Here is a 25,455-nt window from a genome sequence, read left to right on the forward strand (position 1 = left end):
CGCAAGGCGCGATCCCGCGGCGAATCGCGCCCATGCGATCCGCTTCGCGGGAGGGACATGTTCGGCACGCCGCCGGCTAATTGAACAGGCTGGAGACCGATTCCTCGGATGCGGTGCGCGAGATCGCTTCGCCGATCAGGTCGGCAATCGTGATCACGCGGATGTTTCGGGCCGCTTCCACGGCCGAGGTGGGCTGGATCGAATCGGTGATCACCAGCTCCTTGAGCTTCGAACCCGCTATGCGGGCCGCCGCCCCGCCGGAAAGCACTCCATGGGTGATATAGGCGGTCACGCTCGTTGCGCCGCCTTCAAGCAGAGCCTCGGCCGCGTTGCACAGCGTTCCGCCCGAGTCCACTATGTCATCGACAATGAGGCAGTCGCGGCCGCGCACATCGCCGATGATGTTCATCACCTCCGATTCCCCCGGCCGGTCGCGCCGCTTGTCGATAATGGCGAGCGGCGCATCGATGCGCTTGGCAAGCGAGCGTGCGCGCGCCACGCCGCCCACATCGGGCGAGACGACCATCACGTTTTCGAGCTTGTAATGCGCCTTCACGTCGCGCGCCATCACGGGCGCGGCGAAGAGGTTGTCCGTGGGGATGTCGAAAAAGCCTTGGATCTGCGCGGCATGCAGGTCGAGCGTCAGCACCCGGTCAGCCCCCGCCCGCGTAATCAGATTCGCCACCAGCTTGGCCGAGATGGGGGTGCGCCCTGCGGTTCGCCTGTCCTGCCGCGCATAGCCGAAATAGGGCAGCACCGCCGTGATCCGCCGGGCAGATGAACGGCGGAAGGCGTCGATCATGATGAGTAGTTCCATCAGGTGATCGTTCGCCGGATATGAAGTCGACTGCAGAACGAACACGTCCTCGCCGCGCACGTTCTCCTGGATCTCGACGAAGATTTCCTGGTCCGCGAAGCGGCGCACCAGTGCCTTTCCAAGGGAGAGGTTTAGGTATCGGGCAACGGCATCGGCCAATACCCGGTTTGAGTTGCCCGCAAAGAGCTTCATGAACTGTCCTCGGCGGAAGGCCCGACTTGACACCCGGGCTTTTAGCGGTCCTGACCGCTATTGCAAGCGTTGCCCGAAAGAAAATTGCCCTTCATCCTCAACCTGAAGTCACCTTTCGGGCTGTTAAATGACCTTCAGGCCGGGCTGGCGGAAAGCCATGTCACCAGTGCGTCGATCGTCCGTTCGGCGATGGCCTCCATCGTGGCGGGTGTGACTGCGGACCAGCCTTCTCCGGCTCGGCTGCTCTCCTCCATCTGCCCCTGAATCCGGTGCAGACGGTTGCCCGCCGGGTCGAGCACGTCCCAGACATAGATGACGCTGGTGTAGCCGTTTTCGGAGATGGTCGAGAAATAACCCTTCACCAGAAGGGTTGCGCCTTCGGCCTCGCGCGTGATCGTCAGGCCCCGCTCGCCGGCGCTTGAGGAAAGCCGGGCGGACAGCGGCTGCACCGCTTCCGTCGGCGCGCCGATCACCGGCGCGAACTGCACGCGCGCGGAGGTGACGGAGGGCAGGGCAGCGGTTGCCGTACCGCGCGTCCTGTTTTGCGCGGTCGCGGTGCTCTGCGCGTTCGCGCCATCCCGGGGCGAAAGGCCGGCCGAATCCACGCCAGCGCACCCGGAAACTGCCGCTGCCATGAGAAGCAATGCCGCCGTTTTCAAGCGCTTCATGCCCTATTCCCCGCGTTGACCCGAAGGAAACCCCGCAAACCTTAAGGTTCGCCTATCTTATGATCAAATCGAGTTCGTGGCGAGAAAGCGGCTCGGGCGCCGACTCGGTGGTCAGATAGGTGCGGCCGAGCGTCATGGCCGAACCGGAGTCCGAATCCATGATGATCATGTGGGCGAACAGCGTCATATGCGGTGCGATCGCTTCCGGGTTTCCGGAATAGAACATGGGCTGGTCCATCCACGAAGGAGAGAAACGCGCGCCGAGCGAATAGCCGCAGGCGTTCAGCCGGTGCCTCGTCAGCCCGCGCGCTTCCATGACGCGGGCATGTGCGTCGAAGACGTCGCCGAAGGTGTTGCCCGGCACCATGGCCTTTTCCACGGCCATCAGCGCATCCCGCGCGGCTTCGTACAGCTCCTGATGCCGCCGGGAGACCTTTCCCGTCAGCACCGTGCGCATCATCGCCGCGTGGTAGTGATGATAGACGCCCGCCCATTCGAGCGTGAGCTGGTCATTCTTGGAGAGCTTCCGCCTTCCGGCCTTGTACCGGCACAAGAGCGCATCCGGGCCCGAGCCGATAATGAATTCGTTGGCCGGATAATCGCCTCCGCCCGCAAGCACCGCGCCCTGCATGGCCGCCAGTATGGCCGCCTCGTCTCCACCCTGTTTGATGAGTGGCAGGGCGGCATCCAGTGCGTCGTCGGCGAGGCTTGCCGCGCGTCTCACCTTCTCGATCTCGGCCGGGCTCTTGAGCAGCCTCAACCGCGCCACGAGATCGGAGGCATCTTCGGTTTTCCCGAAGGTCTTGAGCTGTTCGTCCAGCAGCATGCCGTTTTTGGCAGTTAGGCCGTGCGTGTCATATTCCACGCCGATGCGGCAGCCGAGCAGGTCGAGATCGTTCAGGAGATTGCGCAGATCGGCCGCCGGATTGGCGCCATGGCGGTCGTTCCACACCACGATGTCTTCAATGATCGAGGTGTGGCGCGCCTGGCGCAGGTCGGCCGATCGCGTTAGAAGCACCATCGAGCCGTCCGCCTTCACCACCAGGCACTGGAAGAAGCAGAAGCCGAAGGTATCGTAGCCGGTCAGCCAGTACATGCTTTCCTGCGCGAACAGGAGCAGCGCGTCCAGCTTGCGCTCCGACATTTCGATGACGAGACGGTCCCTGCGGGCGTCGAACTCGGCTCGGTCGAAGTGAAGGGCCATCAGAATTCCTCCAGTGAGATCGCCGAAATCTGCCGCCCGTAATCGGGCTCTCCACGGTGCGTTGCGCGGCGATAGGAATAGAAGTTTTCCGTATCCGCATAGGTGCAGTGGCCTGTGGACGCAGCCCGCACCCCTGCCCGGGCGAGCCTGTCGAGCGTATAGGCGGGAAGGTCGAACATCGCATGATCCGGCCTTGCCGACGGTCTGAAGTAGCGGGCGTTCTCCCTATCGGTCGCGGTGAACCGCTCGACGAATTCCGGACCCACTTCGTAGTTCTCCCCGCTGATGGATGGGCCGAGCACCGCGACGATCCGTTCGCGCGCGGCGCCCAGACGCTCCATGGCGGCGATCGTGTTTTCAAGCACGCCTGAAAACGCACCCCTCCAGCCTGCATGCGCTGCCCCGATCACGCGCGCCTCGGCATCGGCAAAGAGCACGGGGCCGCAGTCCGCCGTCAGCACGCCAAGCGCCAGGCCAGGCAGGCGCGTCACCATGGCGTCGGCACGCGGGCGCGTGCCGGGGAACGGCGCTTCCACGATCACCACGTCGGCCGAATGGCATTGGTGTAGGGTTATCAGCCGATCGGTCGCCACATTCATCCAGGCTGCAGCGCGGCGGCGGTTTTCGGCGACGGCCTCCGCCGAATCGCTAGAGCCCAGCCCCACATTCAGGCCGCGGAAAATACCTTCGGACACGCCACCGGCCCGGGTGAAGAAACCGTGCCTGATGCCGTTGGCCCGCGCGGTTTCGAGCAGCGGCGACCGGACAGGTTCCGGTCTCGTCATGTCCAGCATACGCATCTTCCGGTCTGTTGGTCGGCCGCGGATCGTGAGGCAGGGGAAGGTGTGTGTCAATGCGGCGCGTCGAACGGCGGCACCGTCACGTTGTCCGGCAGCACCGCCAGAACCTTGAACAGCGTGCCCATCTGCTCCGGTCCGGCAAGCCGCTCCACCTCATCGCGAATGCGCTCCTGCTCTTCGGCACTCCTGCCCGCGCCCAGCCGTCCGGCGCGTTCAAGAAGCCCGAGTCCAAGGAGGAATTCCCCCTGCGGCATCAGATGCACGGAAAGCCCGTGGCCGCGCGCGATCCTTGCCAGAGCCGCAAAATCCACATGGGCGGTAAGGTCCGCCTCGCCGGGGTCGGCCAGCACCTCCGCATAGGCATGACCGCGCACGGCCTGCAGCGTGTCGCCAAGTGCCGGCCCCTCGTAGCCGTAGTCGATGAAAAGCCCGGCTCCACCCTGTTTCGCCAGCCTCTCGCTGATCGTCTCCATTAGCGCTTCGCGGGCGGGCGCAATCTCCAGGATCGCGCCCTGCGGCGCCGCTCTGGCCTCAGGCGGCAGGAGCACAGGATCCGGCGCGCCGGGACCGGCCATCAGGGTGAGGGTTCCGTCTTCGGCGAGTCCCACGACCCGCTCGCGCCAGCCCGCCTGCGTCTTGACGTACTGCCTCACCGGCACCGCATCGAAAAGCTCGTTGCCGGCGATGAAGAGCGGGCCTTCGGGCAGCGCGTCCACGTGGCTGTGCCATTCCAGCGGAGCGGGCGATGCCGCAAGCGTCTGTTTCTGAACGGCGGCAAGCCGCGGGCTTGCCTCGATGAGTGCGAAGCGGTTGCCGGCGGCAAAGTCCGGGTCGAGCTTGGCGAAGGTGCGCAGCATGTCCTTCATCATCGTGCCGCGGCCCGGGCCGATCTCGGCAACGATGGCTGGCCTTGGGGCGCCGCAGGCCTGCCAGGCCGCGTAGAGCCATACCGCAACCAGCTCGCCGAACATCTGGCTTATCTCCGGCGCGGTCGTGAAGTCGCCCTCGGCGCCGAAGGGATCGCGCGTCGTGTAGTAGCCATGCTCCGGATCGAAGAGGCAGAGCGCCATGTAATCGGCCACGCTCATCGGACCTGTGGCTTCGATGAGGCAGCTTATCTTTTGCGCAAGCTTGCTCATGTCTCCTGGCCTGCCGGCGCAGGTTTGCGCGCCGTCAGCATCGCCCACAATCCGGCCGCCACCATCGGCAGGGAGAGCACCATGCCCATGGTCAGCCATCCGCCCATGAGATAGCCGATATGCGCATCGGGCATGCGGAAGAACTCGACGAAAATGCGCGAGAGCCCGTAGCCGCAGACGAAGGCGCCGCCGACGAATCGCGGCGTTTTCAGGCTCAGCCGCCGATGCGTCAGCAGGCGAAGCACGCAAAAAAGCACAAGGCCTTCGAGTGCCGCTTCATAGATCTGGCTCGGATGGCGCGGCAGTGGCCCGCCATCGGGGAAGATCACGCCCCACGGCATGTCGGTCGGCCGCCCCCACAGCTCGGAATTTATGAAATTGGCAAGCCTCACGAGGCCGAGCCCTACCGGCGTGCCGGCGGCAACCGTATCGAGCAGGCTCCAGGGATTGATGCCGCGCGAACGCGCGAACAGAACCATCGCGAGGATGGTGCCCAGCATGCCGCCGTGGAAGGACATGCCGCCCTGCCAGACGGCGATGATGTCTAGTGGGTTCTCAATATAGCGCGGCAGGTCGTAGAACAGCACATAGCCGGCCCTGCCGCCCAGAACCACGCCCGCCGCCGCCCAGACCACGAAGTCGTCCAGATCCTGCGGCTTCATGGGCGGGGTATCGTTCGCCCACAGGTGAGGGGTGGTGACGAGCCGCTTGGCGTACCACCATGCAAACAGGATGCCCACCACATAGCCGAGCCCGTACCAGTGAACGGCAACAGGGCCGATCTCAAAGATGACCGGATCGATGTTCGGGAACGGCAGGGCGGACATGGGCAGGAGGAGAAGATAATCCGTCAAGCGCGCCTCCTTTTGCGTCCGCGCGGAGCTATGCGAGACGATTGCGGCAAGGTCAAGCCCGCGAAGCGCAAGGAGCCGCTTGCATTCACCGCCCCAGCGCCTTACCTCCATAAGCTCATCAGGAGGCATCGCCATGACCGACGGGACGAACCGGATCCTCGACGAATTCGCCAGGATGGTAACGGATGCAGCCGGCGCTGCGCAGGGTGTGCGGCGCGAGTTCGAGAATCTCTTCCGCTCGCAGACGGAACGCCTGCTTCATTCCATGGACCTCGTCCAGCGGGAGGACTTCGAAGCCGTGCGCGAAATGGCCATCAAGGCGCGCGAGGAGAACGTCGAACTGGCGAGGCGAATCGAGGCCCTTGAGGCCAGGCTTGCCGCCCGTGAGGCCGCAGGGACGGCCGAGAAGCCCGCTGGCGGGCGCTCAAGGAAATAATTCAATAAAATTTTTCCGTGTGTTTCTGCCGGTACCCGGGCAGAAAAAACGCTGGCATGTGAGTCAGTTACGCCGCTTGGCTGGGTGAGCGCGCAAGCGGCTATCCACATGGTCCAGCCTCATCCCCTAAAAAAGGGCTGGTCAGCCGTCCTGCTATCAATAGACTGAAATTGCTTAATGATTCGTAGCGGATCATCGGCCGGGTAGGGGCGGGCCCGTCATTCACCTGTACTTCCTCGCTCCACTTGAGTGTCAAACGTATTCGGGTCGCGTGCTTGGAACCGCATGTGCCAACGGCGGTGCTTTGTCTGCCGCTAAGGGAACGGGAAAGGGATTTATGAGCCTCCTTCAATTCGACGTGACGCGTGGCGCTCATCCGGTGGATGTGATCGAGCATGTCGCTCACTCCAACGACTGGAGTTTCGAGCGCAATGGCGATGACGAAATCGCCATCTCGGTCGCCGGTACCTGGACGGACTATCACGTCTCATTCTCCTGGATGGAGGAGTTCGAGGCGCTGCACGTCGCTTGCGCCTTCGATCTGAAGGTGCCCGAGCAGCGCGCGACGGAGGTGATGCGCCTTGTCTCGCTCATCAACGAGCAGATGCTGTTCGGCCATTTCGACCTTTGGGAGCGGGAGGGCGTGATCATGTTCCGCCAGTCGCTGGTGCTTGCCGGCGGGCTGGAGCCCACGGGGCAGCAGGTCGAGGTCATGCTCAACAGCGCACTGGAGGCCTGCGAGTGCTACTATCAGGCCTTCCAATACGTGATCTGGTCCGGGGCCACCGCCCAGGACGCGCTCAACAGCGTTCTGTTCGAGACATTCGGCAGGGCTTGAGGCTGCGAATGAGCGACCGGCCGCCTCAGATCACCTATGCCGATTTCGAGAAGGTCGAAATTCGGATCGGCACCGTCGTGGAGGCCGAGCCCTATCCGGAGGCGCGCAAGCCCGCGATCAAGCTGAAGATCGATTTCGGACCGGAGATCGGCATCAAGAAGTCCTCGGCCCAGATCACAGTCCACTACACGCCCGAGGCGCTTGTCGGCCGTCAGGTGATGGCCGTCACCAACTTTCCGCCGCGCCAGATTGGCAAGTTCATGTCGGAAGTGCTCACGCTCGGTTTTGCGGACGAGCAGGGCGCGGTGGTGCTCGCCACGGTGGACAAGCCCGTACCGAACGGCAGCAGGCTGCACTGACGCGGCGCTCACCGTCAGGGATGAACCGCCGCAGTATGGCGGCGGCTTCCCGCATCCGCTACAGCCGCGCCTCCATCATGCGGGCACGCGGATCAGCACACGCAATCCGCCCATGGGGCTGTCCTGCAGCGCGATGTCGCCGCCATGGCTTCGTGCGATGTCGCGGGCGATGGAAAGGCCCAGCCCCGTGCCGCTCTCGTCCTGGTTCCGCGCCGTGTCGAGCCGCACGAACGGCTTGAACACTTCCTCGCGCTTTTCCTCCGGAATGCCGGGGCCGTCGTCGTCTATGGTGATGGTGAGCATGCCCCCGCCATGTCTGGCGTTGAGGGAAACGGTCGAGGCGTAGCGGAAGGCGTTGCCGATCACGTTATCGAGAAGGCGTGCGAAAGCATTGGGGCGCACCAGCACCTCGTTCGCGCCCGAAAGCGTTGAGGAAAAGGCGCGCCCGCGTAGACGCGCTTCCTCCTCCGTCTTGCTCAGAAATGCGGAGAGATCGAATTTGCCGGCCTCCTCGGACGCTTCCCCCCGGGCAAAGTCGAGATAGCCCTCCAGCATCGTGCGCATTTCCTCGATATCCTGGTCGAGCGCCGCTATGTCGGCACGGCTGCGCGCCACGGCAAGCTGAAGCTTGAAGCGGGTGAGGATCGTCCGCAGGTCGTGGCTCACCCCCGTCAGCATGGCTGTGCGCTGCTCGATCTGCCGCTCGATGCGCTCGCGCATCTGCAGGAATGCCGTGCCCGCCCGGCGCACCTCCTCGGCGCCGCGCGGCTGGAAGTCGTCGGTCGGGCGCCCCTTGCCGAAGCTCTCGGCAGCCTCGGCAAGCTGCAGGATCGGCCGTATCTGGTTGCGTAGGAAGGCGATCGCGATCGTAAGCAGCACCAGCGAGGTGCCCACCATCCACAGAAGGAAGATATGCGTGTTGGAGGCGTAGGCCTGGCTGCGGCGCGCGAAGACGCGCAGCACTTTGCCGTCGAGCTGGACGCGGATTTCGATAATGTTCGAGTTGCCCACCGTATCCAGCCAGAAGGGGCGGTTGATCTGGCGCGTGATTTCTTCCGAGAGCGTCCGGTCGAGAAGCGAGAAGAAAGGTTTCGGCCCCGGCGGGGGCAGCGGCTCCGGCGGGTCGATGCTGATCTGAAGCGCCAGGCGCTCCTGCGCGATACGGATGATCTGCGCGTAATCCGAATCCTGCGGATAGGTTTCGATCACATCGATGATCGCCGCGATGTCGCGGGTGACGGCCTGGGACAGGCGTTGCGTCACCGTCTGCCAGTGGCGCTCCATGAAAACGAAGGCGATGACGGACTGAAGCAGGATCATGGGCGCGATCACGATGATCAGCGAGCGCGCGTAGAGTCCCTTGGGCATGTAGTACGAGATCGAGCGCCAGAACCGGCGCCAGGCCGCGCGTGCCAGCCGGCCCGCACGCACGATGCGCGCCAGCATCACGCTCCCTTCGGCCCGGTATTGCTCGTATCCCGCCATGGTTCCTTCCATTTTCCGGCGCCAGTGTAGAGCCAATCATGGCCAGATTGAACCATTCCGCCACAGCGGCCCGATGCCGCCCTATAAGGTGTTGATGCAAAGGCACGCATCGAGGCCCGTTGGCCCTGCTTTGGTCCTTCAGGCTGCGGACGGTGATCTTCTTGAAACGAATTGCGCCCGTTCCCATATCTTTGGCGGCCGGTTGCCTGAAGGGACCGGCCGAACGCCGAAGGAGTTCGGCTCCAGGCGTCTCTCGTATCCATGTTGCTCGAATGGAGGATGTGGCTATGAGAACGAGTATCGACCTTTCCCCCTTCTACCGGTCGAGCATCGGCTTTGACCGGATCTTCAATCTTCTTGAGAACGCTACAGGGTTGCAGGCCGTCGACGACGGGCCTTCCTACGATATCGCCAAGACAGGCGAGGATGATTACCGCATCACCATGGCTGTTCCCGGCTTCACGCCGGAGGAGCTTGAGGTGACGCAGGAAGAACACCTGCTTGTCGTCAAAGGCGACAAGAGGCAGGACGATGAGGGTGTCGAATATCTGCACCGCGGCATCGCAACCCGTTCTTTCTCCAGCCGCTTCGAGCTTGCTGACCATGTGAAGGTCCTGGGTGCTCGGCTCGAGAACGGCATGCTGGTGATCGATCTGCGCCGCGAGGTGCCGGAGGCGCTGAAGCCGCGCCGGATCGACATCCAGACCGAGGCGCCGGCTCCGCGCGCGATCGAGCAGCAGAAAAAGGCTGCCTGAGTGCCGCGAGGCAGAATGCTGGCCCGCACCCCGTGCGGGCCGTCTGTTTCCATTTTCGGTGAGCAAGGGAAGGAGTGATCATCGATGGCTAACACGATTGAGCGCAAGATAGAGGAGAAAGCCCTCGACATCGTGAACGTTGTGATCGGCCTAGCGCTGGTGCTCTCGCCCTGGGTGCTTGGCTTTTCGGCCGAGCAGGCCGCCGCCTGGAATGCTTGGGTGGTCGGCGCGCTCATCGCGCTGATTGCCGCTGGCGCGCTGTTCGCCTTCGCTGCCTGGGAAGAGTGGGCCAACCTCGTGCTTGGCATCTGGGCGGTCCTGTCCCCCTGGATTCTGGGCTTTGCCGCCGTCAGCGCGGCGATGTGGGTCCACATGATCGCCGGCCTGATCGTGGCCGTCCTGGCGGGGCTGGATCTTTGGTATGTGAGCAAGCGGCCCTCCACAGCCTGATCGGCCGTCAGAGTCAGTCAGCCCGGCCGCCGCGCGGCCGGGTGTGATCGTTTGCGTCTGGAGGAAAGTATGGAGCGCAACCTCTTCGAGGAACCGGTTTCGATCACGATAGGGCTTGGCTATCCCGCGGATGTGGAGAGTGTGGAGGACGCCTATGCGGTACTTGCAGAGTGGCCGCAGGGCTCGCGTGATCCGGCGTGCCAGGCAGCTATGCGGGCCTGCCGTGCCGCCCTTCGAGGCGAGGTGGATGCCGCTGCCGCGCGGGACGCCTTCGTCCGTTTCGCCAAGCGCAGCGGCATTCTCACGCCCGCCCCCGATGCCGTGATCGCAGCAAATGCGAGGGCGGCTCTGGCGCCGAGCATGTCCGCATCCGCCCAGCGCGGCGGATGACGCCACGTCGGAACAATACCTTATTTTCATTGCATTTGTTGCCGGCACGGTCCGCCGTCGATTTTCGGGCGGGTGCCGGCGGTAGAGATCGGCAAGGCAGGAGCATGTTCCGCCGCTTGGAAGTTCCGCCTTGCTTTCACCACGATCCCGTGAGAAGGTGCCAAGACGCTCGGGTGGTTGCAGACCCGGAGACTGGAAGCGTTTTTGGACGACCCTTTCCCCGACTTCGTAACTTCTTGGCGGTGGCGAAGCCACGCATGTCGCGTGGACGCCGTTACTCCAACGGGAAAGGAGCTTCCCCATGGCCCAGACAGGCACCGTAAAATTTTTCAACGCAACCAAAGGCTTCGGCTTCATCACGCCGGACGATGGCGCGAAGGACGTCTTCGTGCACATCTCCGCGGTAGAGGCTTCCGGCATGCGCTCGCTCGTTGACGGGCAGAAGGTTTCCTTCGACGTCGAGCCCGACCGCATGGGCAAGGGTCCCAAGGCTGTCAATCTCGCGTCCGCCTGAATCCGGGCGCGTTCGACGTACGATTTTTATGGAAGGCGCGAGAGAAATCTTGCGCCTTTTTCACATGCCTCTGTGCGCGTATGTGCGCCGTCTAAAAAGCTGACACAAAAGTTTCGCTTGCCGGATTCGGCAAAATGAGGGACACTTGACCCGTTCGGGCATTTGCCGGCCCGGAGACTGGAATAGCATGCCCCGGCATACGACACTGAGAAAGGCTCCCGGGATACCACGCCGCAGAAATCCGACAGGGTCGCGCGTGAGCTGACTGTTTCTTCTCCCCCAGTAATGACCAGGACACCCCGCGGGTTTGCTGAAGTCGGCCCGCTTGATTGGAAGTAACGGGAGAAAAGGATTCGCTCCATGCCCCAGACTGGTACCGTCAAGTTCTTCAACCACGCCAAGGGATTCGGCTTCATTACGCCGGACGTCGGCGATAAGGACGTCTTCGTCCACATCTCGGCGGTGCAGGCCTCCGGCCTGCCGGGGCTCGAGGACGGGCAGAAGGTGACCTTCGACACCGAGCCGGACAAGCGCGGCAAGGGACCGAAGGCGGTCAACCTCACGCTCGGTTGATTCCGCAGCCGGCCGCCTCGTTTGGCGCGATTTCCAACGCCGGCCGCCAGGCCGGCGTTTTGCATTTGGGCAATGCCAGGAAAGTGGATACCGGTTTTCGTCCGGAATTACGTAAAATAAACAATAAGTTATACTCTTTCCCGGAAACACGGAAAGGGCCTTAGACAGATGCGTCACGATCTCTCGGAACCACGCCCCCATATTGCCGCGTTTACCGTTCAGTTACCGTTCAGCTACGCCGCGGTAACATCCGGCGCAATCTAGGACGGGTGAGCCGCGCGACGTATTGGAGAACCGAGATGAGACGCATATTCAAAACAGCCGTGCTTGGCCTGGCGGTGGCGGCAACCACGCTTTCGGCAATTCCAGCGCAGGCGGACCACCGCTGGCACCGCCATCATCACCGCCATCACGACAGGGGCGGTGAGCTCGCCGCGGGTCTTGCGGGCCTTGCGTTCGGCGCCATCGTCGGCGGAATCCTCTCGCAGCCGAGCGGCCGAGTCTATATCGATCCGCCGGCTCCGCGTTACCGGTATTACGGGCCGGCCCCGGCCTATAGCGGCCCCGTGACCTATTACCGGGCCGAGCCATGGTCCCCCGAGTGGTACCGGGCCTGCAGCATCCGCTATCGCAGCTTTGATCCGCGGTCCGGCACGTATCTCGGCTATGACGGCCATCGCCATTTCTGCGAGATCAGGTAGAAAGCAACGGCTGAGCGGCTGCGGGAGAGCGCACCTGCGATCCCGCAGACCGCGGCCGTGCCCATTGCGGGTACAGAGCAGCTATCCTCTATAGGGCCGGGCAGAACCCGAGATAAACCCGCGTGACTGCGCGCTCCGGCACGCCGCGGACCTTTCGAACGATTTCGAGACGTCAGATCAGAAATGGATTGTTGCGGCGTTCGTCGCCGAATCTGCCTCCCGGCCCGTGGCCGCACAGAAAGCCGACATCGTCGCCTAGCGGAAGAAGCTTGTCCTTTATGGAACGGATGAGCGCGCCATGGTCGCCGCCCGGCAGATCCGTCCGGCCGATCGAACCGTTGAAAAGCACGTCGCCCACATAGGCGAATTTCGCGTTCGCATTATAGAAGACGACATGCCCCGGCGCGTGCCCCGGGCAGTGCAGAACCTCGAATTCATGGCCGGCGAAGGAGACCACATCGCCTTCGTTTAAGAAGCGGTCCGGCACGACATTGCGCACCGTGTCCGCCAGGCCGAACATCTGGGCCTGATCCGTCAGGTGAAGCAGCATTTCGCGGTCGCCCTCATGCGGCCCCAGGATTTCGACGCCGAGCGCGTCCTTGAGGTCCATGGCTCCGCCGGCATGGTCGATATGGCCGTGTGTCAACCAGATCGCTTCGGCCTTTATTCCCGCCTTCTCGATCGCGGCCCGGATACGCTCGACTTCCCCGCCCGGATCTATCACCACGCCACGCTTTTCCCCATCGTCAAACAGGATCGTGCAGTTCTGCTGGAAGGGGGTGACGGGAATGATCGCGGCTTTGAGCATGGTCATTGCATGTGTTTCGTTGACGCATCTCGTCAAGTGGCGGGGACATAAAGGCGGCGGATATTTGATCCGTTTCCGCTTGGCGCCACAGGGTTCTGAAAGCGAACGGGCGGCATGTGCCGCCCGTTCCAAAGCCTGTGTCGAAACGCCCTCAGGCTTTCTTCATGGAACTCATTACTGCGCCAACCACGGCCGTCAGCACGGCGCCGCCGACGCCACCGCCGACGATGTCACCGAGAATGCCGCCAAGCGCGCCGCCGTCGCCCATGCTCGAAAGCAGCGCGCCGCCGCCCACGCCACCAACGATGCCGCTGATGATCATGGGCAGGTGCCCCATGGCTGCTTTCTTGAAGGCTGCGCCGACCGCCTCGCCGCCGACGATCCCCGCTATAGCCTGCACGATAATGGGAACAAGCGCTTCCATGTGCTTCCCTCCTCGAACACCGGCTCCCTCAGCCGGCATAACCATGAAACCCCGAATTCGACTAAAGTCAAACGAGGCGGGTCCTGTGAGGTGGAAGCAGGGGCGGCTTGGGCGCCTGCTACTCGGCCGCCATCCGCTGGCGCGGCTGCACTTCCTCGGCGTAGTCTTCCATCAAAAGTCGAGCGATTTCACCCACTTGGAAGTTGTAGGGGCCGATCTCGGACACCGGCGTGACCTCCGCCGCCGTACCCGTCAGGAAGCACTGTTCGAAGCCTTCGAGCTCCTCGGGCATGATGGCCCGCTCGACCACTTCGATGCCGCGACGGCGAGCAAGATCAATCACTGTGCGTCGGGTGATTCCATCCAGGAAGCAGTCGGGCTTGGGCGTGTGCAGCACACCGTCCTTCACGAAGAAGATGTTGGCGCCTGTCGCCTCGGCCACCTGTCCGCGCCAGTCGAGCATCAGCGCGTCGGAATAGCCCTTGGCCTCGGCGGCATGCTTGGAAATCGTGCAGATCATGTAAAGGCCGGCGGCTTTGGACTTCGACGGGGCGGTGCGCGGGTCGGGCCTGCGATACTCGGCGATGTCGAGCCGAATGCCCTTCAGCCGCTGCTCCGGATCGAAATAGCTCGGCCACTCCCAGATGGCGATGGCGACGTTAATCCGGTTCTTCTGGGCCGAAACGCCCATCATCTCGCTGCCGCGCCAGGCGATCGGGCGCACATAGGCGTCCTTGAGCCCCTGCTTGGCAAGAAGCTGCCGGCAGGCGTCGTCGATCTCCGCCACGCTGTAGGGGATGCGGAAACCCAGAATGCGTGCCGATTCATGCAGCCGTTCGGTATGCTCCGTCAGCTTGAAGATCTCGCCCCCATAGGCGCGTTCCCCTTCGAACACGGCGCTCGCGTAATGCAGACCGTGGGTGAGTACGTGAATCTTGGCATCGGCCCATTTGACGAATTCGCCGTTGAACCAGATAAAGCCGTCAAGCTGATCGAAGGGAACAGATGCCATTTTAAGCCTCTCCTGAGGGATCTGGGGGCCGGCCGGAAGCCGGCAATCCTGGGCAAACACCGATTATGCCGGAACCGGACGGGTCGACGCAAACCCGCTTTAAAGGGAAATTCCGGAAAAACGGCCTCAACACGTCTTTTATTCGCTATAACGCGAAAAAGCTTGTCGAAAATTATCAGGCGAACCCAATTATGTCAACATGGCTGACATAATTATCGGAACGGAAGCGAGAGTTCATGAACACGTCCACCACACAGAGCGAGGAGCCCGGAACGGCTGTGAAAGCCGATGAGATCGAGTTCACGCTCATCGAGCTGCTGTTCTTCGCCTATCGGGATTTCACCTCCGATCCCGACGCCATCCTTTCGCAATATGGGTTCGGGCGTGCGCATCACCGGGTGATCCACTTCGTCAACCGCCGGCCGGGATTGCGGGTGGCCGAGCTTCTGGACGTGCTGCGGATAACGAAGCAGAGTCTCGCCAGGGTGTTGAAGCAGCTCATCGATACGGGATATATCGTGCAGGTGCAGGGGCCGCGCGACCGTCGCCAGCGCGAGCTGTATGTGACGAAGAAGGGGCACGCGCTTGCGCTCGCTCTGGCGCTGCCACAGTCCCGCCGCATCCGTGCGGCACTTGAGGAGGCCGGCGTGAAGGATCGCGCCGTTATCGAGCGCTTCTTGAGAGCGATGGTGAACCCCGAGCTGCGGGCGCAGGTTGATCGCGCGCCCGCAAGGGAAGGGGCTCGGATCGAGGGAGAGGCGAGGGAATGATTCGCCAGGACGCAATCAACGGCCGCCGCGCGCCGGATGACGACGCGCCGCATCTGCTCGTCGTTGACGATGACACGCGCATTCGCACATTGCTCAGGCGTTTCCTCACCGAGGAAGGCTTTCGTGTCAGCGTCGCGGGCAATGCCGCCGAGGCGCGGCGCAAGCTGGCGGGGCTTGATTTCGACCTGATCGTGCTCGACATCATGATGCCGGGCGAGGACGGCGTGGCGCTGACCAAGAGCCTGCGCGAGCAGCGTGAGGTGCCTATCTTGATGCTCACTGCGCTGTCGGAAACGGAAAGCCGGGTCACTGGGCTCGAGGCCGGCGCCGACGACTATCTGCCGAAACCCTTCGATCCACGCGAGCTGGTGCTGCGCGTCAACAACATCCTGCGCCGGGGCGGCCAGCCCGCCACGCCGAAGCTGGAGCAGGTGGTCTTCGGCCCCTACACGTTCCAAATCACGCGGCGCGAGCTGAAAAAAGCCGGCCAGGTAATGAAGCTCACGGACCGAGAGCGCGAGATCATGGCCATCTTCGCCGAACGTGCCGGCGAAACCATCCCGCGCCACGAGCTGGTCAGCAACGAATCGGAAGTGGGCGAGCGCACCATCGACGTCCAGATCAACCGTCTGCGGCGCAAGATTGAGCGCGATCCGTCGAACCCCGTCTGGCTGCAGACCGTGCGAGGCATCGGCTACCGGCTGAGTGTGGAGTAGGCCGGGGGCATCCGGCTCGGAACTGCCGTCCATTCCTGACAGCGCGCTGTCAGGAGCCTGCATCCGGCCGCGCGCTCAACCGTCGCGCCCCTTCCAATAGCGCGCGCAATTCTCCATATTCGGCTCATGGCCAATTCCTCCAGAAAGACGAACCGCGGTTTTGCCGAGCAGCCGCAGCCCCCGTTGTCGGGCACGCCCCTGACCGGCTCCGTGTCCGAATGGGCGGAGCAGATCACGCGGGAAGTGGAGAAGGCCGTGAAGCCGAAGAAGAAGATCCCCGAGCGCACCGCCGCCCCGGGCAGGACCGCGCGCGGCACCTCCATGGGCGGCGCGGCCTCCGCGCGCGAGCGCGCGGCCGCAGGTCTCATGCCCGTCGCCGGGCTCGACGTCACGCTGGAGGAGGCGGAGGAGATTGCCCCCGGCGGTGTGACGGCCACGGTCGCGGCCCTTACGAAGCTCATCGAGGGGGGCGATCCGAACTTGAAATCCAACTGGGTGCCGCACCGCCCGCCGCGCCCGGAGAAGACCGAGGGCGGCATCCCCTTCAAGATGGTCACGGATTATCAGCCTTCGGGCGACCAGCCCACGGCCATCCGCGATCTGGTCGAAGGCATCGAGCGGGGGGACCGGACGCAGGTTCTGCTGGGCGTTACGGGCTCGGGCAAGACCTTCACCATGGCCAAGGTGATCGAGGAGACGCAGCGCCCCGCGCTCATCCTCGCACACAACAAGACGCTCGCCGCGCAGCTTTACGGCGAGTTCAAGTCCTTCTTCCCAAATAACGCGGTCGAGTATTTCGTCTCCTATTACGACTACTACCAGCCGGAGGCCTACGTCCCGCGCTCGGACACCTATATCGAGAAGGAATCCTCGATCAACGAGCAGATCGACCGCATGCGCCACGCCGCCACGCGGGCGCTGCTTGAACGTGACGACGTGATCATCGTCGCCTCCGTCTCCTGCATCTACGGTATCGGCTCGGTCGAGACCTACACCGCCATGACCTTCCAGATGCAGGTTGGCGACCGGCTCGACCAGCGCCAGTTGCTCGCCGACCTCGTGGAGCAGCAGTACAAGCGCCGCGACGCGGACTTTGCCCGCGGCTCCTTCCGGGTGCGTGGCGACACGATCGAGATCTTCCCGGCGCACCTTGAGGACCGGGCCTGGCGCATCTCGCTCTTCGGCGACGAGATCGAGGCCATCACCGAGTTCGACCCGCTCACCGGCAAGAAGACGGACGACCTGAAGTCGGTCAAGATCTACGCCAATTCGCACTATGTCACGCCGCGCCCCACGCTCAACCAGGCCATCAAGGCCATCAAGGAGGAACTGAAGTACCGGCTGGACGAGTTGACCCGCGCCGGCCGCCTGCTCGAGGCGCAGCGTCTGGAGCAGCGCACCCGCTTTGACCTAGAAATGCTGGAGGCGACCGGCTCCTGCGCTGGCATCGAGAACTATTCGCGCTACCTCACCGGCCGCGCTCCCGGCGAGCCGCCGCCCACGCTGTTCGAATACGTGCCCGACAACGCCATCGTCTTCGTGGACGAGAGCCACCAGACGATCCCGCAGATCGGCGCCATGTACCGGGGCGACTTCCGCCGCAAGGCGACGCTCGCCGAATACGGTTTCCGCCTGCCAAGCTGCATGGATAACCGGCCGCTGCGCTTCGAGGAGTGGGACGCGATGCGCCCGCAGACGATCTGCGTCTCCGCCACCCCCGGCGCCTGGGAGATGGAGCAGGCGGGCGGCGTCTTCGCGGAGCAGGTCATCCGCCCCACCGGCCTCATCGACCCCCCCGTCGATGTCCGCCCGGCCAAGACCCAGGTGGACGACGTGCTGGGCGAGATCCGCGAGACCACGCGTGCCGGCTACCGCACGCTCGTCACCGTGCTCACCAAGCGTATGGCGGAGGATCTCACCGAATATCTGCACGAGCAGGGCGTGCGCGTGCGCTACATGCACTCCGACATCGACACGCTGGAGCGCATCGAGATCATCCGCGACCTCCGCCTCGGTGCCTTCGACTGCCTGGTAGGCATCAACCTCCTGCGCGAGGGCCTCGACATTCCCGAATGCGGCCTGGTCGCCATCCTCGACGCGGACAAGGAAGGGTTCCTGCGCTCCGAGACCTCGCTCATCCAGACCATCGGCCGCGCCGCGCGCAATGTGGACGGCCGCGTCATCCTCTATGCCGACACGATCACCGGCTCCATGGAGCGGGCGATCGCCGAGACCAACCGCCGCCGCGAGAAGCAGCTCGAATACAACAAGGCCAACGGCATCACGCCGGAGTCGGTCAAGAAGAACATCGGCGACATCCTGGGCTCGGTCTACGAGCGTGACCATGTGCGCGCCGACATCGTTGGCGCCAAGGGCGACGACCTCAACAACCTCGTCGGCAACAATCTCCAGGCCCATCTCGAATATCTCGAAAAGGCCATGCGCGACGCCGCCGCCGATCTCGACTTCGAGGAGGCCGCACGGCTGCGCGACGAGATCAAGCGCCTGCGCGAGACCGAGCTTGCCATCATGGACGACCCGCTCTCCCGCGATGCGGGCGTGGAGAACACGCAGGAGAAGCGCCGCGAGGCCGCGCGCAAGGGCACCCTTCGACAGGCTCAGGGGGAGGGGCGTCGTGGGCGCGGTTCGGTCGGCCGTCCGGTCTCTCCCCTCGAGAAGGAGATGCCCGGCAGGGCAGAGGGGGGTGCGAAGGGGCAAGCCGCCTCCGGGCAATCTCTATTCCGCAAGCCGGACCTGGACGAGATGGGCACCTCCGGCGCCCACGCGGTTCCGGCGCGCGGCAGCCTCTTCCGCAAGAACTCGCTGGACGAGATGACCGTCCGCCGCACGGAAAAGCCTCTGGGCAAGACACCGCCCGCGGCACCGCCCGACGACGCGATCCTGAAGCGCTACAAACCCGGTGCCGGCTCCTACGAGGACCCGGTGGACGAACGCCGCCGCACACGCCGGCCGAAGAAAACGGGACGGCCGGGGCAGTAGGGGCCTATCTCTCCCTAAGGCTTGCTGAAGGAGCGGGGAGGAAATAGGCTCAACACCTTACCGAAGCTAAGTTAGAAAGCTAAGTGTTAGAAATTGCGGAGGGGAATCTCAACTGTGCTTTTAATTTCTTGCTTTAAGCGCTTAGGATGCAAGCTCCTTCGTTAGCCTCCGGCCGCGAGCGAGAAGGCATTCTTTCGGCTTGAGCGACGCTGTTGGCACAAATTTAACACAACTAGCCGACGACGACAGCAGAAAGAAAACATGCGCGTAGATGAATATCCCTTGCAAGACCGCTTCCTTATCATTCCAAACCGCGAGGAGTACAATTCGGACACCTCCCGAAGTGTACCGAATGGTCACTGAATGGGTTCTAGAACTCATGGGGTCACAAGCACCCCGATTTCGTAGACAGATTCCCACCTTCAGCTCCGTTAATCCCCGCCTTTCCGAGCGCCAATTATGCCTGCCATCGCCCTCGCGGGAACCGGATGCGCATCGGATATTCGGGAGGGCGGCGGAGACTCGCTCCTCCGGGGATCCGGTACTTGGGGGTTCGAAGCGTCCGCGACAGGCCCGCGGTGCCGGGCGCAGGGTCAGAGGCTGCGCTGCGGAAACCGCGGAAAAGCCGCTAGGGCTTTTCTTCGGCCCGGCAAAGACCATCCCCTCATCGGGTGCAGCCGAGAGGAAGCATGGCCCGAGTGATCGGCCGACGGCGGACAAAGCTCCGGCGGGGCGCGTGGAACGCGCCACATTAAATGAATAGAGAGGCCGGACCACGGCCCCGCTTTCCACCTGATCAGAAGCCAGCCGGTTTGGAAAAAACCGGGCGGTGGCGGGGATGCCGCGCGGCTGTAAATCGCTCGGATTCAGCGGGCGCCCTATTCTTCCGGCTCGGTGGTAAAAAGCAGCGGGAAGCCAGCCCTGCGCCCGGCGTCCGTGGCGCGGGTGGCCTTGGTCTCGGCCACGTCGCGCGGATAGACCGCCACCACGCAGGTCCCGCGCCGGTGCGCCGTGATCATCACGCGGTAGGCCTGGTCCTCGCTCATGCGGAATTCCGCCTTCAGCACGCGCACCACGAATTCGCGCGGCGTGTAGTCGTCATTGACGAGGATGACCTTGTGCAGCTTCGGCCGCTCGGTCTTGGGTTTCGTTCTGGTGCGCGGTCTGGTACTGGTGTCGCTCATCGCCGCCTCATGCTGCGGGCAGGCAGGCGCCTTCCCCGCTCAGCGAGCGGACATACCAGATCTTCAGGGCTTCAGGCGAGGGGCCGCAGCGTCCCGGCGCAATTCCGGGATAGGCGGATACCGGTTTCCCGTCCGCAATTGTGCGGGACAACAACCTCTATCCCTCTGCGTTTCCGCGAAAGACAGAATATCTAGGCTGCGCCGTCGAGCCCGGCCTGAACGAGCCCCAGCGGCGTGCGCCGCCCCAGCGCCCAGGAGCGCATCACATGCATGGCGATGCGCTCGCGGCCCTCGCTGTCCTCGCGATCGATCCCGAGCTCTGCGCAGACAGCCTCCACTGCGCTGCGAATGGCTGCCATATCCTTCGCGTCATAGACGCCCGCATCGGCAAGTCCGGACGGAAGCATCTCCGCCTCCTTAGCATTTCTGGCGCGCCCCGGCCCATCGTCCGGCACAAGCCGGCGCTCCTCGGTCCGCGCCGCCTCCCTTCCGTGAAGCTGGAATAATGCACGATTGTCGCCGACTTATGAAGTCCTTTTTTGATTCGCGAGAGACGTGTTTCAGCTTCTGTCAAGCCTAAAGTCCTGACATCCCCGGGAATATGCTGGGTGGGGCACGGCGGCGCGCCTTTTCTTTTGTGATCGCCGCTCTTTCCGGCACGCTTTTCTTTATGTCTTCCGCAAGCATAGAATGATGGTCACAATTGCCGGATAAACGGTACCTTCCGTTCGCGATGAGGGGTCGATTCGATGAAGATTGCTGTTCTAGGCGGTGACGGTTTTGTCGGCTGGCCGACATCCCTGCATCTTTCCGCCCGGGGCCACGAGGTCCACATTATCGACAACCTGTCGCGCCGGTGGATCGACACGGAGCTCGGCGTTCAATCTTTGACTCCGATGGATTCAATTCAGGAGCGGACCCGCATCTGGCATCAGGAGACGGGGCGGCGCATCCGCTTTCACCTGATCGACCTCGCCCGCGACTACGAGATCCTGAAAGCCTGGCTTGCCGAGCACCGGCCGGACGCCATCATCCATTTCGCCGAGCAGCGGGCAGCGCCCTATTCCATGAAGAGCGACCGTCACAAGAACTACACGGTCAACAACAACGTCAACGCCACGCACAATCTGCTCAATGCGATGGTGGAGATCGATCTCGACGCGCATCTGGTGCATCTGGGCACCATGGGCGTCTACGGCTATTCCACCGTCGGCGCTGCCATCCCGGAGGGCTATCTGCCCGTGGAGGTGGAGACGCTGGAAGGCGGCACCGTCAGGCAGGAGATCCTCTACCCGGCCAATCCGGGCTCGATCTATCATATGACCAAGTGCCTCGATCAGCTCCTGTTCCAGTTCTATGCCAAGAACGACGGCTTGAGGATCACCGATCTGCACCAGGGCATCGTCTGGGGCACGCACACGCCCGAGACGATGCTGCATCCGCAGCTCATCAACCGCTTCGACTATGACGGCGACTACGGCACGGTTCTGAACCGCTTCCTCATACAGGCGGCGATCGGCTACCCGCTCACCGTTCACGGCACGGGCGGCCAGACGCGCGCCTTCATCCACATCCGGGATTCGGTGCGCTGCATCGAACTGGCGCTGGAAAACCCGCCCAAGCGCGGCGAACGTGTGAAGATCTACAACCAGATGACGGAGACGCACCGGGTGCGCGATCTGGCCGAGCTGGTGGCGCGCATGACCGGGGCGCGGATCGCCTATCTGCCGAACCCGCGCAAGGAGGCGCCCGAGAACGATCTGGTGGTGCGGAACGAGCAGTTCCTCGCCCTCGGCCTCAACCCCACCACGCTGGAGGAGGGGCTTCTGGCCGAAGTGGTCGATGTGGCGCGCAAATTCGCCTACCGCGTGGATCGCAGCCGCATCCCGTCCGTCTCCGCCTGGACCAAGGACATCGCGCCTATGATCGAGCGCGACCCGGAGGGCAAGCGGTTGAAAAGCGTGGGGTGAGCCTTGCGCCACGCCTATGTGACGCTGGTCACGAATGCCGACTATGCCAAGGGAGCGCTGGCGCTGGTGCGCTCTCTGAAGATGACGGGTACGGCCGCTGACATCGTGGTGATGCACACCGGCGGCGTCGCAGCCTCGCAGCTCGTGCCGCTTGCCGCCCTTGGCGCGCAGCTCGTTCCGGCCGAGCTTCTGCCCACGTCGCCAGCCTTCAACGAGCGGCACCAGCGCGCGCGGCTTCACGCGCAGGCCCCTTTCACCAAGGGCAACAAGCCTGCCTTTCACACGCCGCTCGACAATTTCGTCAAGCTGCGCCTCTGGCAGCTCACGCAATATGAGCGTGTGGTCTTCATCGATGCCGATGCGATCGTCATCCGCAACATCGACCGGCTGTTCTCCTATCCGGAGTTTTCGGCCGCTCCGAACGTCTATGAAAGCCTCACCGATTTTCACCGGCTGAATTCGGGCGTATTCGTCGCCCGCCCTTCCGAAAAGACCTTTGAGGCGATGCTGGCCGCGCTCGACAGGCCGGATGCCTTCTGGCCGCGAACGGACCAGACCTTCCTGCAAAGCTTCTTCCCCAACTGGCACGGCCTGCCGGTCTTCTTCAACCTCCTGCAATATGTCTGGTTCAACCTGCCGGCACTCTGGGACTGGAAGTCGGTGTCGGTGATCCACTACCAGTATGAAAAACCGTGGGAGACCGGACATCCAAAGGCGGGCCAGCTTGCGCCGCTGATCGCCCTCTGGCGCGCGTACCATTCGGGAGAGGGTATTCCCGATCCCGACATGCTTGAGAACCCGTCTGTACCATGAGTGCGCCGCGCAGCCTCGTCACCGGAGGCACGGGCTATGTCGGCCGCTTCATTGTGGAGGAGTTGCTTGCGGCGGGCCACGAGGTGGCCGTCATCGGCCGCAGCCCGCCGACGGACGGTTTCTTTTCGCGCCCCGTGCGCTTCGTGCCGTTCTCGCTTGCTTCGCGCTCCGTCCCGCCGGTGGAGGCCGATTATCTCGTCCACGCCGCTTTCGATCACGTTCCGGGAAAATATCGCGGTGGGGAGGGGGACGATCCGGAAAATTTCCGTCGCCGCAATCTGGACGGCAGCGTCGCCCTCTTCGAGGCTGCGAAGGCCGCCGGTGTTCGCCGCGCCGTCTTCCTTTCGAGCCGCGCCGTCTATGGTCCGCGTTCACGCGGCGAATGGCTGGACGAGGCCGACGAACCGCGGCCGGACACGCTTTATGGCGAGGTCAAGCTCGCTGCCGAACGCGCGCTTAGCGGCCTCACCGGCCAGGGCTTCGAGGGCATCAGTCTGCGCGTGACCGGCGTGTACGGACCGGCAGGTCTGGGCCGCAAGCACAAATGGGCGGGCCTTTTCGCGGACTATCTCGCCGGCCGCAGCATCGAGCCGCGCGTGGGCACCGAGGTGCACGGATGCGACGTGGCTTCGGCAGTACGGCTGGTGCTGGAGACCGCCGGGCCCATAGGGCCGATTCTCAATGTCTCCGATCTTATCGTTGACCGGCGCGATCTGCTCGACATGGTTCGAAGGGCGTACGGCGCCGCAAACCCGCTGCCGCCGGCAGCCGACCGCCTCTCGGTCAATCCCATGCGCACGGAGCGGCTGAGGGCGCTTGGCTGGAGGCCGGGCAGCGAGAAACTGCTTCAAGAGACCATATCCATGCTCTTGAGAAAGTGACCGGTCATCTTGAGAATTTGAATCAACGCGTTCCCAGATTGATTCCGCATGCGGCTCCAAGCTGTTGTAAATTAAAGCGTCTCATGAGGTTGCCATGTCCGAAAGCCAGACTGTTCCGCAGGGTGATCTGACCCTTCGCACCCAGGCGATGCCGTGCGATGCCAATGCCGCGGGCGATATTTTCGGCGGCTGGGTCATGGCGCAGATGGACCTGGCGAGCGGCCTGCGCGCAGCCGAGAGGGCACGCGGCCGTGTCGTGACCGCCGCCGTCAAGGAGATGTCTTTCGAGAAGCCGGTGAAGATCGGCGACACGCTCTGCGTCTACACGCGGATCGAAAAGGTCGGGCGCACATCCATCACGCTGAAGGTGGAAGCATGGGCGCAACGCTATCTCTCCCATGAGATGGAGATGGTCACCAGCGCCGATTTCGTGATGGTCGCTCTGGATGCAACCGGCAGGCCGACACCGGTGCCGCCTGAGAGCTAACTAGGAGATTGGCGGCTCTCGCCGCCCTCATCCGGCATTTTGCGCGTCGAAGCGGGCACGCGCCTCATCGATGCGGTCGCGGTTCGCGTCGACCCATTTGGCAAGCGCCGTCACCGGCACCAGAAGCTCGCTGCCGAGATCGGTGAGCGTGTATTCCACCTTGGGCGGTATGGTCGGGTAGACGGTGCGCGTGACAAAGCCGTTGCGCTCGAGATTGCGCAATGTCGTCGTCAGCATCTTCTGCGAGATGCCCTCGATCGCATGCCGCAGCTCGTTGAAGCGCATCGTCCCCTGGCCCAGAAGACGCACCACCTGCACCGACCACTTGTCGCCGACGAGATTGAGGATCTCGTGAATCGGCCGGCAGGCCTCGTGATCGTGGGAGGCCCCGGCGGTGCTGTTCAGGTGACTCGGTTTCAAAAAAGTGCCTCCTTGTGCAGTTCCGTACGGTATCCAATATAGCGCCGGTTACCAATCTGCACTACCAGACTATACGACGTACGGAAGGACGCGACAAATGGCGAAATTGAAGATCGGCATCATCATCGGTTCCACCCGGCCGGGCCGTTTTGCGGATACGCCAGCCAAGTGGATTTACGACCTCGCCGGCAAGCGCCCGGAGTTCGAGGTAGAGTTGGTCGATCTCAGGGATTACCCGATGCCGTTTTTCGAGGATGCGACGTCACCCGCCTATCGCCCGGAGCAGCCCAACCGGCATGTTCTGGCCTGGCAGGAGAAGGTCAGCTCGCTCGACGGCTATATCGTGACGGTGGCCGAGTACAATCGCGGCCCGACAGCGGTGCTGAAGAACGCACTCGACTATGCATACAACGAGTGGAACAACAAACCCATCGCCTTTGTCGGCTATGGCGGGGTAGGGGCCTCGCGCGCCGTCGAGCAGTTGCGTCTCCATGCGGTGGAGTTGCAGATGGCGCCCATCCGGACCGCGGTTCATATTCTGCTGCCCGACTTTCTGGCCGTTAAAGGCGGTGAGAAAAAGCTCGATGAAATCGAGCATCTGAACCAGGGCGCAAACGCCATGCTCGATCAGTTCACCTGGTGGGTAAAGGCGCTGAAGGCCGCGCGCGACAACACTGCGGACGCCCAACAGAAGGCGGCCTGAGGGGGATTTTCCCGCAGCGTCTGAGGCCGCTTTCCAGAAGCGCAGCCAGACGGCCTTACGAACCGTGGTGTTGCCCGAGCTCCTGAACATAA

30 protein-coding genes are annotated in these 25,455 nt (G+C 63.4%); 17 read left to right on the forward strand and 13 right to left on the reverse strand.

The genetic code is table 11. The features are described 5' to 3' along the window. Positions 1-76 precede the first annotated feature (76 nt). From NYR54_RS12855 to lgt, 6 genes are all read right to left on the reverse strand, one after another. Positions 77-1,009, reverse strand: coding sequence for a ribose-phosphate pyrophosphokinase (locus NYR54_RS12855; RefSeq protein ID WP_261516069.1), 933 nt, complete (start codon positions 1,007-1,009; stop codon positions 77-79). 134 nt (positions 1,010-1,143) lie between these two features. Continuing rightward, entirely contained in the window at positions 1,144-1,677 is a 534-nt protein-coding gene (locus tag NYR54_RS12860) for a hypothetical protein (protein ID WP_261516071.1), read from the reverse strand. Between the two features lie 52 nt (positions 1,678-1,729). Continuing rightward, a complete protein-coding gene (locus tag NYR54_RS12865; protein ID WP_261516072.1) occupies positions 1,730-2,881 on the reverse strand; it encodes a M24 family metallopeptidase in 1,152 nt (383 codons plus the stop codon). Then, positions 2,881-3,675, reverse strand: coding sequence for a peptidoglycan editing factor PgeF (gene pgeF / locus NYR54_RS12870; RefSeq protein WP_261516073.1), 795 nt, complete (start codon positions 3,673-3,675; stop codon positions 2,881-2,883). Before pgeF ends, NYR54_RS12865 begins: the two co-directional genes overlap by 1 nt. Before the next feature lie 56 nt (positions 3,676-3,731). Beyond that, the gene (locus NYR54_RS12875) at positions 3,732-4,820 is read right to left on the reverse strand and encodes a class I SAM-dependent methyltransferase (protein WP_261516074.1); all 1,089 of its coding nucleotides are present in this window, start codon (positions 4,818-4,820) and stop codon (positions 3,732-3,734) included. After that, positions 4,817-5,647, reverse strand: a complete 831-nt coding sequence (gene lgt / locus NYR54_RS12880; protein ID WP_423738613.1) for a prolipoprotein diacylglyceryl transferase — start codon at positions 5,645-5,647, stop codon at positions 4,817-4,819. The genes NYR54_RS12875 and lgt overlap by 4 nt, the downstream gene beginning before the upstream one ends. A gap of 160 nt (positions 5,648-5,807) precedes the next feature. On the opposite strand from lgt, the gene NYR54_RS12885 reads away from it, so the two are divergent. The 3 genes from NYR54_RS12885 (at position 5,808) to NYR54_RS12895 (ending at position 7,307) form a co-directional block, all read left to right on the forward strand. Next, the gene (locus NYR54_RS12885) at positions 5,808-6,110 is read left to right on the forward strand and encodes an accessory factor UbiK family protein (protein ID WP_261516076.1); all 303 of its coding nucleotides are present in this window, start codon (positions 5,808-5,810) and stop codon (positions 6,108-6,110) included. A 337-nt stretch (positions 6,111-6,447) separates the two neighbouring features. Then, positions 6,448-6,948 carry a type III secretion system chaperone family protein gene (locus NYR54_RS12890; RefSeq protein ID WP_261516078.1) on the forward strand — a complete coding sequence of 167 codons (501 nt, stop codon included), beginning with the start codon at positions 6,448-6,450 and terminating at the stop codon, positions 6,946-6,948. Positions 6,949-6,956: 8 nt separating this feature from the next. Then, positions 6,957-7,307, forward strand: coding sequence for a tRNA-binding protein (locus NYR54_RS12895; RefSeq protein ID WP_261516079.1), 351 nt, complete (start codon positions 6,957-6,959; stop codon positions 7,305-7,307). 75 nt (positions 7,308-7,382) lie between these two features. On the opposite strand, the gene NYR54_RS12900 is transcribed toward NYR54_RS12895, so the two are convergent. Further along, complete coding sequence (locus NYR54_RS12900) at positions 7,383-8,753, reverse strand: ATP-binding protein (protein WP_261516185.1); 1,371 nt, start codon at positions 8,751-8,753, stop codon at positions 7,383-7,385. A 326-nt stretch (positions 8,754-9,079) separates the two neighbouring features. On the opposite strand from NYR54_RS12900, the gene NYR54_RS12905 reads away from it, so the two are divergent. From NYR54_RS12905 to NYR54_RS12930, 6 genes are all read left to right on the forward strand, one after another. After that, entirely contained in the window at positions 9,080-9,547 is a 468-nt protein-coding gene (locus tag NYR54_RS12905; RefSeq protein ID WP_261516081.1) for an Hsp20 family protein, read from the forward strand. Positions 9,548-9,631: 84 nt separating this feature from the next. Next, positions 9,632-9,997, forward strand: a complete 366-nt coding sequence (locus NYR54_RS12910; protein WP_261516082.1) for an SPW repeat protein — start codon at positions 9,632-9,634, stop codon at positions 9,995-9,997. Positions 9,998-10,066: 69 nt separating this feature from the next. Then, positions 10,067-10,387, forward strand: coding sequence for a DUF982 domain-containing protein (locus NYR54_RS12915; RefSeq protein WP_261516083.1), 321 nt, complete (start codon positions 10,067-10,069; stop codon positions 10,385-10,387). A gap of 301 nt (positions 10,388-10,688) precedes the next feature. Continuing rightward, complete coding sequence (locus NYR54_RS12920) at positions 10,689-10,901, forward strand: cold-shock protein (RefSeq protein WP_261516084.1); 213 nt, start codon at positions 10,689-10,691, stop codon at positions 10,899-10,901. Between the two features lie 360 nt (positions 10,902-11,261). Continuing rightward, positions 11,262-11,474, forward strand: a complete 213-nt coding sequence (locus tag NYR54_RS12925; protein WP_261516085.1) for a cold-shock protein — start codon at positions 11,262-11,264, stop codon at positions 11,472-11,474. Positions 11,475-11,773: 299 nt separating this feature from the next. Beyond that, complete coding sequence (locus tag NYR54_RS12930; RefSeq protein WP_261516087.1) at positions 11,774-12,175, forward strand: BA14K family protein; 402 nt, start codon at positions 11,774-11,776, stop codon at positions 12,173-12,175. Between the two features lie 172 nt (positions 12,176-12,347). Here NYR54_RS12930 and NYR54_RS12935 read toward each other — a convergent pair whose 3' ends face one another. From NYR54_RS12935 to NYR54_RS12945, 3 genes are all read right to left on the reverse strand, one after another. After that, on the reverse strand, positions 12,348-12,989 hold the full coding sequence (locus tag NYR54_RS12935; RefSeq protein ID WP_261516088.1) for an MBL fold metallo-hydrolase: 642 nt from the start codon (positions 12,987-12,989) through the stop codon (positions 12,348-12,350). A gap of 145 nt (positions 12,990-13,134) precedes the next feature. Continuing rightward, entirely contained in the window at positions 13,135-13,407 is a 273-nt protein-coding gene (locus NYR54_RS12940; protein WP_261516089.1) for a hypothetical protein, read from the reverse strand. Positions 13,408-13,525: 118 nt separating this feature from the next. Beyond that, complete coding sequence (locus tag NYR54_RS12945) at positions 13,526-14,419, reverse strand: branched-chain amino acid aminotransferase (protein WP_261516090.1); 894 nt, start codon at positions 14,417-14,419, stop codon at positions 13,526-13,528. 236 nt (positions 14,420-14,655) lie between these two features. Between NYR54_RS12945 and NYR54_RS12950 the strand changes: the two genes are divergently transcribed. The 3 genes from NYR54_RS12950 (at position 14,656) to uvrB (ending at position 18,905) form a co-directional block, all read left to right on the forward strand. Continuing rightward, positions 14,656-15,189, forward strand: coding sequence for a MarR family winged helix-turn-helix transcriptional regulator (locus NYR54_RS12950; protein ID WP_261516092.1), 534 nt, complete (start codon positions 14,656-14,658; stop codon positions 15,187-15,189). Then, a complete protein-coding gene (locus NYR54_RS12955) occupies positions 15,186-15,905 on the forward strand; it encodes a response regulator (RefSeq protein ID WP_261516093.1) in 720 nt (239 codons plus the stop codon). The genes NYR54_RS12950 and NYR54_RS12955 overlap by 4 nt, the downstream gene beginning before the upstream one ends. 126 nt (positions 15,906-16,031) lie before the next feature. Continuing rightward, positions 16,032-18,905, forward strand: a complete 2,874-nt coding sequence (gene uvrB / locus NYR54_RS12960) for an excinuclease ABC subunit UvrB (RefSeq protein ID WP_279327529.1) — start codon at positions 16,032-16,034, stop codon at positions 18,903-18,905. A gap of 878 nt (positions 18,906-19,783) precedes the next feature. Here the strand turns inward: uvrB and clpS are convergent. Next, positions 19,784-20,089, reverse strand: coding sequence for an ATP-dependent Clp protease adapter ClpS (clpS, locus tag NYR54_RS12965; protein ID WP_261516094.1), 306 nt, complete (start codon positions 20,087-20,089; stop codon positions 19,784-19,786). 191 nt (positions 20,090-20,280) lie between these two features. After that, positions 20,281-20,496 (reverse strand): hypothetical protein, encoded by a 216-nt coding sequence (locus tag NYR54_RS12970; RefSeq protein WP_261516095.1) that lies wholly within the window; start codon positions 20,494-20,496, stop codon positions 20,281-20,283. Positions 20,497-20,838: 342 nt separating this feature from the next. On the opposite strand from NYR54_RS12970, the gene NYR54_RS12975 reads away from it, so the two are divergent. From NYR54_RS12975 to NYR54_RS12990, 4 genes are all read left to right on the forward strand, one after another. Then, positions 20,839-22,059, forward strand: coding sequence for an NAD-dependent epimerase/dehydratase family protein (locus NYR54_RS12975; protein WP_261516096.1), 1,221 nt, complete (start codon positions 20,839-20,841; stop codon positions 22,057-22,059). 3 nt (positions 22,060-22,062) lie between these two features. Further along, positions 22,063-22,872, forward strand: a complete 810-nt coding sequence (locus NYR54_RS12980; RefSeq protein WP_261516098.1) for a glycosyltransferase — start codon at positions 22,063-22,065, stop codon at positions 22,870-22,872. Then, on the forward strand, positions 22,869-23,753 hold the full coding sequence (locus NYR54_RS12985) for an NAD-dependent epimerase/dehydratase family protein (protein ID WP_261516099.1): 885 nt from the start codon (positions 22,869-22,871) through the stop codon (positions 23,751-23,753). The genes NYR54_RS12980 and NYR54_RS12985 overlap by 4 nt, the downstream gene beginning before the upstream one ends. A gap of 94 nt (positions 23,754-23,847) precedes the next feature. Further along, on the forward strand, positions 23,848-24,240 hold the full coding sequence (locus NYR54_RS12990; protein WP_261516100.1) for an acyl-CoA thioesterase: 393 nt from the start codon (positions 23,848-23,850) through the stop codon (positions 24,238-24,240). A 27-nt stretch (positions 24,241-24,267) separates the two neighbouring features. Here the strand turns inward: NYR54_RS12990 and NYR54_RS12995 are convergent, their stop codons facing one another. Beyond that, the gene (locus NYR54_RS12995) at positions 24,268-24,660 is read right to left on the reverse strand and encodes a winged helix-turn-helix transcriptional regulator (protein ID WP_261516101.1); all 393 of its coding nucleotides are present in this window, start codon (positions 24,658-24,660) and stop codon (positions 24,268-24,270) included. A gap of 97 nt (positions 24,661-24,757) precedes the next feature. On the opposite strand from NYR54_RS12995, the gene NYR54_RS13000 reads away from it, so the two are divergent. Next, the gene (locus NYR54_RS13000) at positions 24,758-25,363 is read left to right on the forward strand and encodes an NADPH-dependent FMN reductase (protein WP_261516102.1); all 606 of its coding nucleotides are present in this window, start codon (positions 24,758-24,760) and stop codon (positions 25,361-25,363) included. The last annotated feature ends 92 nt before the right edge of the window (positions 25,364-25,455 follow it).

It is taken from the genome of Chelativorans petroleitrophicus (assembly GCF_025398195.1).
In the GTDB taxonomy this organism is placed as follows: Bacteria; Pseudomonadota; Alphaproteobacteria; order Rhizobiales; family Rhizobiaceae; genus Chelativorans; species Chelativorans petroleitrophicus.

Bases quoted from the DNA above. Each gene is read 5' to 3' on its own strand.
- NYR54_RS12855 (WP_261516069.1), bottom strand. From the start codon at position 1,009: ATGAAGCTCTTTGCGGGCAACTCAAACCGGGTATTGGCCGATGCCGTT.
- NYR54_RS12860 (WP_261516071.1), bottom strand. From the start codon at position 1,677: ATGAAGCGCTTGAAAACGGCGGCATTGCTTCTCATGGCAGCGGCAGTT.
- NYR54_RS12865 (WP_261516072.1), bottom strand. From the start codon at position 2,881: ATGGCCCTTCACTTCGACCGAGCCGAGTTCGACGCCCGCAGGGACCGT.
- pgeF (WP_261516073.1), bottom strand. From the start codon at position 3,675: ATGCTGGACATGACGAGACCGGAACCTGTCCGGTCGCCGCTGCTCGAA.
- NYR54_RS12875 (WP_261516074.1), bottom strand. From the start codon at position 4,820: ATGAGCAAGCTTGCGCAAAAGATAAGCTGCCTCATCGAAGCCACAGGT.
- lgt (WP_423738613.1), bottom strand. From the start codon at position 5,647: ATGTCCGCCCTGCCGTTCCCGAACATCGATCCGGTCATCTTTGAGATC.
- NYR54_RS12885 (WP_261516076.1), top strand. From the start codon at position 5,808: ATGACCGACGGGACGAACCGGATCCTCGACGAATTCGCCAGGATGGTA.
- NYR54_RS12890 (WP_261516078.1), top strand. From the start codon at position 6,448: ATGAGCCTCCTTCAATTCGACGTGACGCGTGGCGCTCATCCGGTGGAT.
- NYR54_RS12895 (WP_261516079.1), top strand. From the start codon at position 6,957: ATGAGCGACCGGCCGCCTCAGATCACCTATGCCGATTTCGAGAAGGTC.
- NYR54_RS12900 (WP_261516185.1), bottom strand. From the start codon at position 8,753: ATGCTGGCGCGCATCGTGCGTGCGGGCCGGCTGGCACGCGCGGCCTGG.
- NYR54_RS12905 (WP_261516081.1), top strand. From the start codon at position 9,080: ATGAGAACGAGTATCGACCTTTCCCCCTTCTACCGGTCGAGCATCGGC.
- NYR54_RS12910 (WP_261516082.1), top strand. From the start codon at position 9,632: ATGGCTAACACGATTGAGCGCAAGATAGAGGAGAAAGCCCTCGACATC.
- NYR54_RS12915 (WP_261516083.1), top strand. From the start codon at position 10,067: ATGGAGCGCAACCTCTTCGAGGAACCGGTTTCGATCACGATAGGGCTT.
- NYR54_RS12920 (WP_261516084.1), top strand. From the start codon at position 10,689: ATGGCCCAGACAGGCACCGTAAAATTTTTCAACGCAACCAAAGGCTTC.
- NYR54_RS12925 (WP_261516085.1), top strand. From the start codon at position 11,262: ATGCCCCAGACTGGTACCGTCAAGTTCTTCAACCACGCCAAGGGATTC.
- NYR54_RS12930 (WP_261516087.1), top strand. From the start codon at position 11,774: ATGAGACGCATATTCAAAACAGCCGTGCTTGGCCTGGCGGTGGCGGCA.
- NYR54_RS12935 (WP_261516088.1), bottom strand. From the start codon at position 12,989: ATGACCATGCTCAAAGCCGCGATCATTCCCGTCACCCCCTTCCAGCAG.
- NYR54_RS12940 (WP_261516089.1), bottom strand. From the start codon at position 13,407: ATGGAAGCGCTTGTTCCCATTATCGTGCAGGCTATAGCGGGGATCGTC.
- NYR54_RS12945 (WP_261516090.1), bottom strand. From the start codon at position 14,419: ATGGCATCTGTTCCCTTCGATCAGCTTGACGGCTTTATCTGGTTCAAC.
- NYR54_RS12950 (WP_261516092.1), top strand. From the start codon at position 14,656: ATGAACACGTCCACCACACAGAGCGAGGAGCCCGGAACGGCTGTGAAA.
- NYR54_RS12955 (WP_261516093.1), top strand. From the start codon at position 15,186: ATGATTCGCCAGGACGCAATCAACGGCCGCCGCGCGCCGGATGACGAC.
- uvrB (WP_279327529.1), top strand. From the start codon at position 16,032: ATGGCCAATTCCTCCAGAAAGACGAACCGCGGTTTTGCCGAGCAGCCG.
- clpS (WP_261516094.1), bottom strand. From the start codon at position 20,089: ATGAGCGACACCAGTACCAGACCGCGCACCAGAACGAAACCCAAGACC.
- NYR54_RS12970 (WP_261516095.1), bottom strand. From the start codon at position 20,496: ATGCTTCCGTCCGGACTTGCCGATGCGGGCGTCTATGACGCGAAGGAT.
- NYR54_RS12975 (WP_261516096.1), top strand. From the start codon at position 20,839: ATGAAGATTGCTGTTCTAGGCGGTGACGGTTTTGTCGGCTGGCCGACA.
- NYR54_RS12985 (WP_261516099.1), top strand. From the start codon at position 22,869: ATGAGTGCGCCGCGCAGCCTCGTCACCGGAGGCACGGGCTATGTCGGC.
- NYR54_RS12990 (WP_261516100.1), top strand. From the start codon at position 23,848: ATGTCCGAAAGCCAGACTGTTCCGCAGGGTGATCTGACCCTTCGCACC.
- NYR54_RS13000 (WP_261516102.1), top strand. From the start codon at position 24,758: ATGGCGAAATTGAAGATCGGCATCATCATCGGTTCCACCCGGCCGGGC.